Genomic DNA, 13629 nt, shown 5'->3' on the forward strand with positions numbered 1-13629 from the left:
GCATGGATGATTAATTGGAATGTTGGTACAAAATTTCCTTTTTATCATTTTGTACTTGAAATTCTAAATATTTAAATCCATCTCTAGGAATTACACGTATCCATTTTTTATATTTTAGAAACCACTGGTTTCTAATACTTTTAACTCCTTTGGTTAAATAGGCACATACAAATGGATGGGCATGTAGAAAAAGTTTATTTTTGGAATGAACCAATGATTGTATTTGATCTTGAATTTTATCTACTAATACAATAGGGGATTCAATTTTACCATCAGGATTAGGATTATTTTCTAAAGTATTTACTTGTTTTTGAGGTCTTACCCTTTGTCTAGTAATTTGTACCAATCCAAATTTACTAGGAGGTAAGATTTTATGTTTTGCCTTGTCAATGCTCATAACCTCTTTTAAATACTCATAGAGTTCTTTTTTGTGTTGAGATGAAGTCATGTCAATAAAATCAACAACAATAATACCTCCAATATCTCTAAGTCTTAATTGTCTAGCAATTTCAGCAGCCGCTAATTTATTGATATGTAGGGCTGAATCTTCCTGTGATTTTAGGCTTGCAGTAACATTTCCAGAATTTACATCAATGACATGAAGTGCTTCTGTATGTTCTATAATTAAGTAAGCGCCTTTAGCTTGGTAAATATTTACATGCTTACCAAAAAGCTGCTTAATTTGCTTGTCAATATTGTAGTGCTCAAAGATAGGAATATGAGAATCATAGTATTGTACTAGCTTAACCTTTTCTGGAGCAATTATTTCTAAATAATCTTTGATTTCATCTACTAAATCTTGATTGTCACAAACAATATTTACAAAATCTTCATTAAAATTATCTCTAAGTATTGAGGATGCTTTATCTAATTCGCTTAAGATTTTAACTGGAGGCTTTCCTTTCTTAATATTTTTAAAGCATATATTGTTCCATTTGTTAAGAAGATAACGTAAATCAGATTGCAACTCTGCAACCGTTTTATTCTCTGCAACCGTACGTATAATTAATCCAAAACCATTAGGACGAATTTGTTCACCTATAGATTTTAATCTGTTTTTTTCTTCTTGAGTAGAAATGCTCCTAGAAATAGAAGTTTTAGAAGAGAAAGGAATTAAAACCAAATATCTTCCTGCAAGAGATACTTCAGAAGAAATTCTAGGACCTTTAGTAGATATAGGTTCTTTGCTTACTTGAACTAATATTTCTTGATTGGGTGATAAAATGTCTTGTATAACACCATCCTTATCGATATCCTCTTCAAAAGAAAAAGAATTTAGTTTGGGAGAATTTATTTTTCCTTGTGAAACACCTTTGCAATATTTTAATGATGATTTAATTTGTGGACCTAGATCATGATAATGAAGAAAGGCATCTTTCTCGTAACCGATATTTACAAAACAAGCATTGAGACTTGGAGCTAGTTTTTTTACTTTACCATAAACTATATCTCCAACAGAAAAATGATCGTCTACATTCTCTTCATGCAATTCTTGTATTCTACCATTTTCTAAAATTACAATTCTAACTCTATCTTCTTCGTACGATAGTATTAATTCTTTACTCATTCTTTAAATTACGCCACAGTTATTGTATTACAAAGATATGTTTGTATAAAAACATTCTTTACTTAAACTATAATTAATTTTAGTAAAGAATGCTTTAATATTTTAATTAAACTAAAAACGTGAAATGTCTTTACAAAATAAAAGGAAAAATTATTTATTTTTCTTTTTGTGTCTGTTAAGTCTTCTTCTCTTTTTTCTTTTATGGGTTGCTACCTTATGACGTTTTCTTTTTTTTCCGCTTGGCATAATATTACGAATTTATGATTATACTTATTTTAATTTGTAACCTTTACATTGGTTTTAATGTTATCTACAAAGGACTTTGATGGTTTAAAAGCTGGGACATTATGAGCAGGTATTTTTATAGCAGTGTTTTTTGAGATATTTCTACCTGTTTTAGCAGCTCTTTTTTTAATTAAAAAGGTACCAAAACCTCTAAGGTAAACATTATCTCCTTTGGCCATTGCAGTTTTTATATCGTCCATAAAAACTTCCACAACTTTTTGGATTTCAGATTTTTCGAGACCAATTTTGTTTGAAATTGAATTTACGATGTCAGCTTTTGTCATTCTTCAAAAATATTATTTTTCTTTACTTAAGTTTTAATTTTGAGTTTGCAAATATAATATTATTTTTGAAAAAATAAATGTATAAATCTTTAAAAGAGTGAATTTTATTAGTCTTTTAGATAAGTGGTATCAGACAAATAAACGACAGTTGCCTTGGAGAAAAACTACTCATCCGTATAACATTTGGATCTCTGAAATAATATTACAACAGACACGTGTAAATCAAGGAATTGATTATTATAATAATTTTATATCTACATTTCCAGATATCGAAAGCTTAGCGAATGCATCTGAAGATCAAGTTTTAAATCAATGGAAGGGGTTAGGGTATTATTCAAGAGCACATAATATACATTTATCAGCTAAATATATCTTTAAAGATTTAAATAATATATTTCCAAATACATTTCAAGAGATTTTGAAGTTAAAAGGGGTTGGAAAATATACTGCAGCTGCTATAGCTTCAATATCTTTTCATGAAAAGATTCCTGCTATTGATGGAAATGCTTTTCGGGTTTATTCTAGGATATTTAATTCTAATAAAGATATTTCAAAACAAACGACGTTCAATTATTTCTTTAATTTATTAAAAGCAGTGATGCCAAATAATCCTGGTGATTTTAATCAATCAATCATGGATTTTGGTTCATTAATTTGTATACCTAAAAAACCGAATTGTGAAATTTGTCCTATATATATGGAATGTTTGGCTTTTAAAAATTCTAATCAAAATATATTACCCATTAATAAGTCGATGATTAAGAGAACAGAAAAAATAATAAATTACGTTCACATCACTTGTAATGATCAATTATTAGTTATAAAAAGAGACAATAGTTCAATTTGGAAAGGTTTATACGAATTTCCTATCTATAAAAAAAATTTATTTGAAAATTTTGATTCTGATGGTATATACAGTATTAAACATCAGTTAAGTCATATAGATCTATACATTTACATACATATGCATAGAGTAAGTGAAAATGATTTTTTTAAGTTATCCAAAATTTTAAAAGCTAAAATTATTTATAAAAATGAGATAAATAGCTTAGCGTTTCCTAAACCATTGGAAAATTATTTATTTTTCAACTAATTTTTTATTACATTTGTTGCTATTACAAAATCATATAATGAGTACATCTGTTAATAAGGTAATTTTAGTTGGTAATTTGGGAACTGATGTAAAGTCTCATAAATTTAATGATGGCAATATGGTTGTAAACTTTCCTGTTGCAACTTCTGAAAGCTATATAAATAGAGATACTGGTGAAAAAGTAGATGTTACGGATTGGCATAATATTACCGCTAGAAATAAATTAGCTGAGCTTTGTGAAAAATTCCTTAAAAAGGGAAGTAAAGTTTATATCGAAGGTAAATTGAAAACCCGAAAGTTTGATGATAATGGTGTTACTAAACATGTTACTGAAGTAATTGCAGATAATGTACTTTTTTTATCCAATTTAATCGGTAAACCTTTAGAAAATTCAATGGATTTAGATGATTAATAAAATTTTCTGTTACTTTTAATAAGAATTTATATCTTATAATGTTTCTATCTAAAAAATCTAAATTTAATTTAGTTGTATTATTTGCAATAGTATTTGTACTTAACGGTTGTAAGGATCATGATTATATACCAAAACCTATAGGTCAAGTACGTTTAGAATATCCTAATCCTAAATATAAATTATTTTCTCCTCCCAATTGTCCCTTTGAATTTGAATATTCAGATTTATTAGTTATTAAGGATAGAAAGGAACCTTGTTGGTTTAACTTTTATTATCCTAATATGAAGGCGACCGTATATATAACTTATTCTAGTGTAAATAATGATTTAAACTCTTTAATTAAAGAAGCTCAGCGTTTGGTCTATGAACACACGATTAAAGCTAATTCAATCAATACTAAATCTTTTATGTATCCTGAGAAAAAAGTTTATGGAAATTTATATAAGATAGGTGGGGAATCAGCTTCTAATATTCAATTTTACGTGACGGATAGTATACATAATTTTATTTCTGGAAATCTTTATTTCAGAGTTCAACCAAAACCTGATTCTTTAAGCCCTGCTATTGATTATGTTGAAAGAGATATTATTAAGATGATTGAAACAACTACTTGGAAATAGTATAATTTTTAAATTCATAAATCATCTAGTTGTATTTATTGTATTTATATAGTAATTTTTATCTACTTTAAAATCATATAAAGATGAATTCTTAGGCATTCTCATCCTCTTCCAATTTGAACTGGGTTTTAAATTACCTAATGAAGTTTTAATATTCATTGTAAATTCCGGAACAACATAGTTCCATCTATAAATTAATTCATTTCCTTTTTGATAATATTCTAGTGTTGGAATGTTGGTTGTACGTAAGTATTGATCGAACACCTTAGAAAAATCTATTCCGGATTTTTCAGATATATAATTTTCTATTTGCTTGGAGCTTACTGTTTGATGATAGAATTCTTTATTCAGCCCGATTAGTATATCTCTAAAGATGGAATCATTGTTTATTACCTGTCGAATTGTATGTATCATATTAGCACCTTTAAAATACATATCAACACTTCCTTTCTCCCTTACTCCATAATTACCGATTATTGGATGTTCGTTTTCAATTAAGTTTCTTTGTCCGATGATATATTCATTTGCTTTATCTTTACCATAAAAATATTCTGTAAATAAAGTTTCTGTATAAGTTGTAAATGCTTCATGAATCCACATATCAGCCAGGTCTTTACAGGTAATGCTATTTCCGAACCATTCATGACCAGATTCATGAACTATGATATAGTCCCAATTCAAACCTACATCAGTATTACTTAAATCATTGCCTAAATAACCATTTAGATATTGATTTCCATAAGCTATACCGCTTTGATGTTCCATACCTAAATAAGGGGTTTCAACAAGTTTATATCCATCTTCGTAAAAAGGGTAGGGGCCAAGCCAATATTCAAAAGCTTTTAGCATTTTTTTAACCTGAGAAAAATGATCTTTAGCTTTTTCTAAATTAGATGGTAAAACCCAATAATTTAAAGTTAATTTACCTTTTAAGCCATTATAGGTATCTAAAAAATTCACATAGTTTCCTATATATGGAATAATATTGTAATTACTTATAGGGTTTGAAATATTCCAGGTGTATATATTTTTAGTTTTATTAATGCTAGAATTAGATATTAACTTTCCATTACCAACTCCTTTTTGATTCGTGATTATGGATAGTTCCATACCTCCATCTATTTTATCTCCAAGATATTCCTTACATGGAAACCATACACTAGCACCTATGCCTTCACATGCAACAGTAACCCAAGGATTATTATCATTATCATTTGTAAATATCCATCCACCATCCCAGGGTGGATTATTGGCTAATTTAGGTTTACCGCTAAATTTTATTAAAATTTTATTATTTGAAGAATAATCTTTTATATGTCCTTTAAGATCGATTAGGTAAATATCTCCATCTTTAGTAAAGGATAGTTTTGTATTATTATCAGTGAAAATTTCATCGATTTGCATGGGTTCTTGCAAGTCTAATTGCATAGTTCCAACAGCTTTACTATCAAAAATAATCTCGTTAGTTCCCTGAAGTGATTTCGATATTATATCAGGTTCAACTGTTAAGATATATTTTTTTACGTCCCACCAATCTCTGTATTCAGTATTTGATCCTATTAGAGTATCAATTTTTGTATAGGAATGAGAAATATTTTGTCCATATATTATTGATGGTAATATAAGTAATAATAAAAATATTTTTTTCATTAATAAAAATTTAATACCCTAATATTAAAATCAATCACTTAAAAAAATGATTATAAAATTTAGTTATCTTCTGGATTTGTATGTAATAATTTAGTATATACTAATTTTAGTTCTTTAATTTTATCTTTTTTTGAATTTATATTTCCAAGAACATTTTTCAATAAAGGATTATCAGCTTTTGCATTTGAGAAGAAAGATAAATTATTTTCTAACTGAACAACTTCCTGTTCTAAATCTTGAATTTCTTTTTTTAAAGACTTTAAATTGTCGTCAAATTGTTTGGAATTGTTAGTGTTTTTATATTCTTCAATTTTAATATTTAGGAACATTTCATCAACCTTATTCTTTTCAATATCAAACTTTTTAATGATGCTTTTAACCGTTTGATTAAATTCTGAATTTATATTTATATTTTCTTTAGGAACTTTGCCTATAGAATTCCACTTAATACTAAATTCATTAATTTTAGATAAAATATTCTCAGAATCAGTATTATTATTTAATTCGTTCAATTCATTAAGTAATAACTTCTTTTTTTCGAGATTTTCAATCCACTCTTCGTTAACTTTGATATTTCGCTGTTTATATCTTTCAAAGAAATAATTGCAATTTTCTCTGAAATCTTTCCAAATCTGATCAGAGTTTTTTCTTGGTACATGACCTATTTTTTTCCAATCTTCTTGAATTTTTTTAAATAAGTTTAATCCAGTCTCCCAATCTTCAATATCTTTATTAGCCATAGCTATTTCTAAAAGTTCATTCTTCTTTAAAAGATTCTCTTGTTGAACTTTTTTTAAATTTCTATAAAAAATATTTTTTTTATGATTGATTTCCTGTATTATTTTTTTGAATTGTTGCCAGATTTCAGTGCTATTTTCTTTGGGTACTCTACCTGTTGAAAAAAAGTTTTCTCTTAATTCTTCAATTTTTGTTGCATTATTATTCCAAAAGGTAAGATTATTACTATCATTAGAAATTATTTTTTCTAATTCTTTAATTATAGATTGTTTGATTTTAAGATTAGATTCTTGTTCAAGTTTTATTTTTTCAAACAACTCAGATTTTCTATTGTGAATTATTTGAGTAATATCTTTAAATTCAATCCAAGTACTTTCTCTAAATTCTTCAGAAACTGGTTCGGCTTGTTCTTTCCAAAGTTTATGTAAGTATTGAAGCTCGTTTAGTGCTTTTTGAATGCTAGGTTCAGTTACTAGTTCTTTGGCTCTATTAATAATAGCATTTCTTTGTTCAAGATTATGTGCATAATTTAGTTCCTCCAACTCCTTATTCATGCGTATAAATTCATGAACATTTTCTAGATGGTGAAAATAGGTTTTAAATGTATCTCCAGCTTTTAATTTAGAAATTCTACCAGCGTTGTGCCATTCCTCCTTTATAGACTTAAATTTTCTAAAAAATGTACCAATAGACTCAATGGGCTGGGTATAAAGATCCTTTAAATTTTCAATTATTTCTAATCTCTTATCTAAATTTACTTGTTCAATTTTTTCTTGATCTTTATAGAAAGAGTTTAGTGTAGTTTTATAATCATTATAAATTGAATTAAATCTACTTTTTAAAATAGTATTGGGTTGATAATTTAACTCATCTCCACCAGCGAGAATAAATTTTTCTTTACGATCCTTTTCCTCTTCCTCATACTTTTTTAAAAATATCTCTTTGATAATGTTAACAGGTTCACCAATTTTATGGATTGGAAATTTATTTATTAATTCTTGAAATTTATCAATTAATTTTTCTAATGGGAATGTTTCATATTCTTCTTCAGATATTGTGCATTCTTTATCATTGTTAGATTCTCTTACATAATTAAGATTGTCAAGATTTTCGTTGGTAGAAGTATTAGAATTTAAATCTTTAGACACATTATCTTCTGCATTTTGCAGGCTATCCAATTCAGTTCCCATGATTTTTTTCAATTTTTACGAATTTAAACAAAAATAAAAAAAATATGTATAAGTTATGAAACTAATTTAGTGTTATTTGAAAATAATTTAAACTATAATATAAAAGAAAATATTATTGTGTTAATATTATATCCATTCAACATCAAAAACTTCAGAAAAATTTTTCTTGATGTTATTTTTTACTTCTTGTAAATCAAGGGTTTTATTTAATTCTTGTTCTATAGAAGTTACCCCTTTGTTTATAATACCACAGGGAACAATATTTGTGAAATAAGACAAATCTGGGTTAACATTTAATGCAAAACCATGCATTGTAACCCAACGACTGATACGTACGCCTATGGCGCAAATTTTTCTAGCAAAAGGCTTTCCTGCGTCAATCCAAACCCCTGTTTCACCTGAGGATCTTTCTCCTTTTATACCATAAACTTTGATTGTTTTAATAATAATTTCTTCTAACAATCGCATATATTTATGAAGATCATTAAAAAAATTATCCAAGTCTAAAATAGGGTAACCGACAATCTGTCCCGGACCATGATAGGTAATATCGCCACCTCTACTAGTTCTATAAAATTCGGCTTGAATATTTTCTAATTGCTGATGATTAATTAATAAATTTGAAATATCACCATTTTTTCCAAGTGTATATACATGTGGATGCATGGCGAATAAAAAATAATTTGGAGTAATAAGATTTACTAAATTTTCTTTTTTTCTTATAATTTTTTTATCAATTATTGAATTCAAGTAATTTTCTTGTTGTAATAGGGCATCCGAATAACTTATATATTCTAAATCTTTAAAGCAGACTTCATGGTTTTTAATAACGTTCATCTAACAAAAATAATAATACAAATTAATATGTGGTGTTAATAATTATGGTATTTTACTATCATTAATTTTTGTTTGTATTAATTTAAGTTTTTTGTTTAACAAAGTAGAGAAATTCTAAAAAGAATAAAAAAACCCTTTCAATATAAAATTGAAAGGGCTTAATTAACACTAAAAAACTTTATTAAAGAACGACTAATTATTGGTGCAAATATAACTAAATTTTTAATAAACAAATAAAAATAAAACATTTTTTTTACTAAATAAATTTATAATCTTATTAAGCCTTGCGTATTCATGATAAATCCCATCATTTAAAATTGAGTTTAGGCATCTTTATAAATTATATAACTTATTATTTTAAATTAAGTTATATTTGTTTAACAAAATTATATTATAAACTAAAAATAAATAAGATTATGGCTTTAGAAATTAATGATCAAACATTTAAAAATGAAGTAATTGATTCCAATGAACCTGTATTGGTAGATTTTTGGGCTGAATGGTGTGGTCCTTGTAGAAGTTTGTCTCCTGTAATTGATGAATTATCTGAAGAATTTAAAGGTAAATTAAAAGTTGTGAAGATTGATATTGACGCTAATCAAAATACTCCTGTAGAATATGGAATTAGAAATATTCCGACTTTATTATTTTTTAAGGATGGTCAATTGGTGGAAAAAGTAGTAGGAGCACAACCGAAAGAGGCTTTAGTTGAAAAAATTCAAAATATAATTAAGTAAATAGTAAAAAAACACCTGATTTATCAGGTGTTTTTTATAGTTCTATACTAGGAATTAATTTTTCTCATTCTTAGACTTTTTGGTGTAATTTCAAGATACTCATCATCCTTTATATACTCCATAGATTCTTCTAAAGAAAACTCTACTTTAGGAAAGATTTTAGCAGCTTGGTCAGTACCCGAAGCTCTAACATTGGTTAATTTTTTTCCTTTTATTAAATTAACCTCTAAATCATTATCTCTGGAATGTTCTCCAACAATTTGACCTTTATAAATTTGATCCCCGGGTTCAATAAAAAATTTACCTCTATCTTGTAATCGATCGATCGCATAAGCCAACGCTTGTCCGGTTTCTGATGACACTAATGATCCGTTTTGTCTTTGAGGTATTATATCTTTCATGGGTTGGTAATCTTTAAATCTATGATTAATGATAGCCTCGCCAGAAGTAGCCGTTAATATTAAATTTCTAAGACCGATTAATCCTCTTGAAGATATATCAAATTCTAAATGTTGTAAATCTCCTTTAGGCTCCATTACTTTTAATTCCCCTTTTCTTTGGGTAACTAATTCTATTGCTTTTCCTGAAACTTCCGAAGGTACATCTATAACTAAATGTTCGTATGGCTCCTGTTTTACTCCATCAATTTCTTTTATAGTAACTCTAGGCCGACCTACTTGCAATTCATATCCTTCTCTTCTCATGGTTTCAATTAAGACAGATAAGTGAAGAATCCCTCTACCATAAACGTTGAATTTATCTTCAGAATCAGTCTCTTCCACTCTTAAAGCTAAATTTATTTCTGTTTCTTTCATCAGGCGATCTCTTAAATGCCTAGAGGTAACATATTTACCTTCTTTACCAAAGAATGGAGAGGTGTTAATAGTGAATAACATACTCATGGTTGGTTCGTCAATAGAAATTCTAGGTAAAGCTTCAGGATTATTTAAATCCGCAATAGTGTCACCTATATCAAAACTTTCTATACCAACGATAGCACATAAATCTCCACTTCGTACATTTTCCACTGCTTTTCTACCCAAGCCTTCAAAAACTTGCAACTCTTTTATGCGTATTTTCTTGTTTTGATTGTTATCTTGGCATAAAATATAATCTTTGCCAGCAACCAAATCTCCTCTATAAACTCTACCAATAGCAATTTTACCTACAAAGCTTGAAAAATCCAGAGAAGTTATCTGCATTTGAGGAGTACCTTCAACGTAAGGGGCTTCAGGTATTAATTCAATAATTTTATCTAATAGATAGGTAATATTATCTGTAGGTTGTTTATAATCTCCAGACATCCAACCCTGTTTGGATGATCCATATACCGTTTGAAAGTCAAGTTGATCTTCTGTAGCATCTAAATTAAACATCAATTCAAATACCTGATCATGAACATGCTCCGGTTGACAATTTTCTTTATCAACTTTATTTATTACAACAATTGGTTTTAAACCTAATTCTATTGCTTTTCCAAGTACAAATCGTGTTTGAGGCATTGGACCCTCAAAAGCATCTACTAACAGTAGCACTCCATCAGCCATTTTTAATACCCTTTCAACCTCACCTCCGAAATCAGCGTGTCCAGGAGTGTCAATAATATTAATTTTAACTCCGTTGTAATTCACTGATACGTTTTTAGATAAAATTGTAATGCCTCTTTCTCTCTCAAGATCATTATTATCTAAAATTAAATCTCCGTCATTTTTTTCTACTACGTGACAGGCCTGAATAATCTTATCTACTAAAGTTGTTTTTCCATGGTCTACGTGGGCAATAATTGCTACATTTCTGATTGATTGCATATATATAATTAAAATTCAATGCAAATGTAGCATATTTTATTGCTAAATAAAGTTTGATATATCTTTAATTTTAGTATTTTTAATTAGAATTTATAAAAAATTTGATTCATTCTTTTTACGTATTTTTGATTAAAAAATTAATTATAGTTATGAAAATATTTTACGCTTATTTATTAACGGTCTTTTTTTTTCTATTCTTTAACTGTGAAAAAAAAACTAATATTAAGGAAAATAAAGTAGAAAAATTATCTGAAAATAAAGATTCTAGTGAACTCAATATCTCTGATAGTGAAATTGCTCTAGACCCAATTATTTCTGAAGTTCCACAATTTTCAAATGCCGAGGTCAATAAATTTATTAATAAAACAAAAGCTTATTACGAAGAAGTTTATAAAGCAGCTAAAGATAAAAATCTAGATAAAGAAATTGAGCTTCAACATAAATCTATTGAAATTGATACAGAATTTTTACAAATAAAAAGTAAATTATCTAACTCTGAACAAAAGCAATTAGAAAATTGGTATATGAAACTTGTGGAAAGTGCTGCTTATTAATCTTATAGATGTATTGTTTTGATGTATTGTTTTATAAAAAAATAAATTCATGCAAATTTATAGTGTTTTAGGAATTTTATTATTACTTGGAATTCTAATATTTTTTCTATTTAAGAGAACCAAAAAAAAGAATTCATCTCAGTTAAATAATGAATTTACAAAAGAGGGCATTAACATACCCTTAAAAGAGAAGAGCTTTGTAGAGATAGAAGAACATCAATTTAGGCTTGAAGGTTCATTAGAAGGAGCAAAAAAAACGAGTAGGAACAGACAAATGCTTTTAATGGATATGAATAGTTATAGTGAGGTATCTTTTGAATTAGAAAAAAGAGGGAATTCAAATACTATATTAGTATTAAACGAAGAAGGATATGATATTGGTTTTTTGAAGAAAGAAGATCAAGAAAAAATAATAAATTATTTAAATAATGTTGATTATAAATTGGAATCAGGGGTTGAGAAATTTGCAAGAACTTCAGAGGGGGAAAGTCTTACCATTTATGTAACTGTATTTCATTATCAATAAATTATTTAATATTTAATAATTTTTTTAAATATAAAAAATTATATTTTAGATATTTGCAAAAATGAAATCAATGATAAATTTAGAATCTAAAATCTCCGAAAGAATCTTCACTAATTGTTTAATGAATGCCTCCGGGGTTAAATGTATGACTTTTGATGAATTAGAGGTTTTAGGAGCTTCAGAATCTGGTACATTTATAACTAAAAGTTGCACACTTCAGCCGCGTGAAGGAAATCCATCACCTAGATATATAGATTTAAAATTAGGTAGTATAAATTCCATGGGATTGCCAAATTTAGGTTTTGATTTTTATCTAGATTATGTTTTGAACGAGAATAATCGTAACAATAAAAATGTTTTCTTTTCTTTAGCTGGTTTAAGCTTGGAAGAAAATATGGAAATGTTAAAGCAAATTCAAAATTCTGACTTTAAGGGTTTAGTAGAACTAAATTTATCATGTCCAAATATACCCGGAAAGCCACAAACCGCTTATGATTTTGATAGAACAAAAGTTGTTTTAGAAGATGTATTTTCTTTATATAAAAAGCCTTTGGGTGTAAAATTACCACCGTATTTTGACATGGTTCATTTTGAAATGATGGCTGAAATATTGAATAAATTTCCATTAAAGTTTGTTACCTGTATTAATAGTATTGGGAATGCTCTTTTTATTGATAATGAGACTGTTGTAATTAAGCCTAAAGGAGGATTTGGAGGAATCGGTGGTGCATATGTAAAGCCAACCGCCCTAGCAAATGTCCGAATGTTTTATAAATTATTGAGAAATGATATAGCTATAATTGGATGTGGAGGAGTAGAAAACGGTAGAGATGTCTTTGAGCATCTATTATGTGGTGCCTCTATGGTACAAGTAGGGACACAATTAATGAAAGAAGGAACCGATGCATTTCAAAGATTAATTTTGGAACTTAAAGAAATTATGCAAACTAAGGGCTATAAAAATATCGAAGATTTTAGAGGTTCGCTTAAAGAATTATAATTCCTTAGAGTATTTAAAGATTATATATTTTCAAGAAATTGATTTAAATATTAATTTAAATCAATTATAAATCAACCTAAAGTTACATTTAATTAAAGAATGAAAGTGTTTTAGGTATTTACTTTTTAAAATAATATTTAATTATACTTAATTATTGTAGCAATAACAAGGTTTATTTTAAGTTTAAATATGATTGAAATGTAATTATTTAAAATGATTACGATTTCACTTATACATTGTAAATGTTTAAATTATAATTTTATAAACAGATTTTGAATTTTAAATATTCTTAATTAAAAGATAAATAGCCTTATTAGGAGCCGAT

At 27.3% G+C, this 13629-nt stretch carries 13 protein-coding genes; 7 read left to right on the forward strand and 6 right to left on the reverse strand.

The genetic code is table 11. From position 1 onward, the window contains the following. Positions 1-10: 10 nt before the first annotated feature. Both ETU08_RS11555 and ETU08_RS11560 read right to left on the reverse strand, forming a co-directional pair. Entirely contained in the window at positions 11-1567 is a 1557-nt protein-coding gene (locus ETU08_RS11555; protein ID WP_146263194.1) for an Rne/Rng family ribonuclease, read from the reverse strand. A 275-nt stretch (positions 1568-1842) separates the two neighbouring features. Continuing rightward, positions 1843-2136 (reverse strand): HU family DNA-binding protein, encoded by a 294-nt coding sequence (locus tag ETU08_RS11560; protein WP_146263195.1) that lies wholly within the window; start codon positions 2134-2136, stop codon positions 1843-1845. Between the two features lie 97 nt (positions 2137-2233). Between ETU08_RS11560 and mutY the strand changes: the two genes are divergently transcribed. From mutY to gldD, 3 genes are read left to right on the forward strand one after another with little or no spacing between them, the layout of a single operon-like run. Further along, the gene (gene mutY, locus ETU08_RS11565; RefSeq protein ID WP_185145326.1) at positions 2234-3229 is read left to right on the forward strand and encodes an A/G-specific adenine glycosylase; all 996 of its coding nucleotides are present in this window, start codon (positions 2234-2236) and stop codon (positions 3227-3229) included. Between the two features lie 37 nt (positions 3230-3266). After that, positions 3267-3641, forward strand: a complete 375-nt coding sequence (locus tag ETU08_RS11570; RefSeq protein WP_146263197.1) for a single-stranded DNA-binding protein — start codon at positions 3267-3269, stop codon at positions 3639-3641. A gap of 41 nt (positions 3642-3682) precedes the next feature. Then, positions 3683-4264 (forward strand): gliding motility lipoprotein GldD, encoded by a 582-nt coding sequence (gldD, locus tag ETU08_RS11575; protein WP_146263198.1) that lies wholly within the window; start codon positions 3683-3685, stop codon positions 4262-4264. Between the two features lie 21 nt (positions 4265-4285). Here gldD and ETU08_RS11580 read toward each other — a convergent pair whose 3' ends face one another. From ETU08_RS11580 to lipB, 3 genes are all read right to left on the reverse strand, one after another. After that, complete coding sequence (locus ETU08_RS11580; RefSeq protein WP_146263199.1) at positions 4286-5914, reverse strand: M1 family metallopeptidase; 1629 nt, start codon at positions 5912-5914, stop codon at positions 4286-4288. Between the two features lie 59 nt (positions 5915-5973). Continuing rightward, on the reverse strand, positions 5974-7854 hold the full coding sequence (locus tag ETU08_RS11585) for a DUF349 domain-containing protein (protein WP_146263200.1): 1881 nt from the start codon (positions 7852-7854) through the stop codon (positions 5974-5976). Between the two features lie 114 nt (positions 7855-7968). Then, on the reverse strand, positions 7969-8679 hold the full coding sequence (lipB, locus tag ETU08_RS11590) for a lipoyl(octanoyl) transferase LipB (RefSeq protein WP_146263201.1): 711 nt from the start codon (positions 8677-8679) through the stop codon (positions 7969-7971). Between the two features lie 416 nt (positions 8680-9095). On the opposite strand from lipB, the gene trxA reads away from it, so the two are divergent. After that, on the forward strand, positions 9096-9416 hold the full coding sequence (gene trxA, locus ETU08_RS11595; protein WP_146263202.1) for a thioredoxin: 321 nt from the start codon (positions 9096-9098) through the stop codon (positions 9414-9416). Positions 9417-9463: 47 nt separating this feature from the next. Here the strand turns inward: trxA and typA are convergent, their stop codons facing one another. Beyond that, a complete protein-coding gene (typA, locus tag ETU08_RS11600; RefSeq protein WP_146263203.1) occupies positions 9464-11224 on the reverse strand; it encodes a translational GTPase TypA in 1761 nt (586 codons plus the stop codon). 149 nt (positions 11225-11373) lie between these two features. On the opposite strand from typA, the gene ETU08_RS11605 reads away from it, so the two are divergent. From ETU08_RS11605 to ETU08_RS11615, 3 genes are all read left to right on the forward strand, one after another. After that, a complete protein-coding gene (locus ETU08_RS11605; protein WP_146263204.1) occupies positions 11374-11778 on the forward strand; it encodes a hypothetical protein in 405 nt (134 codons plus the stop codon). 49 nt (positions 11779-11827) lie between these two features. Further along, positions 11828-12304: a hypothetical protein gene (locus ETU08_RS11610; RefSeq protein ID WP_146263205.1), complete on the forward strand. Its 477-nt coding sequence runs from the start codon at positions 11828-11830 to the stop codon at positions 12302-12304. A gap of 73 nt (positions 12305-12377) precedes the next feature. After that, positions 12378-13304, forward strand: coding sequence for a dihydroorotate oxidase (locus ETU08_RS11615; protein WP_146263229.1), 927 nt, complete (start codon positions 12378-12380; stop codon positions 13302-13304). Positions 13305-13629 lie beyond the last annotated feature (325 nt).

This window comes from Apibacter muscae (assembly GCF_007845635.1).
Classification (GTDB): Bacteria; Bacteroidota; Bacteroidia; order Flavobacteriales; family Weeksellaceae; genus Apibacter; species Apibacter muscae.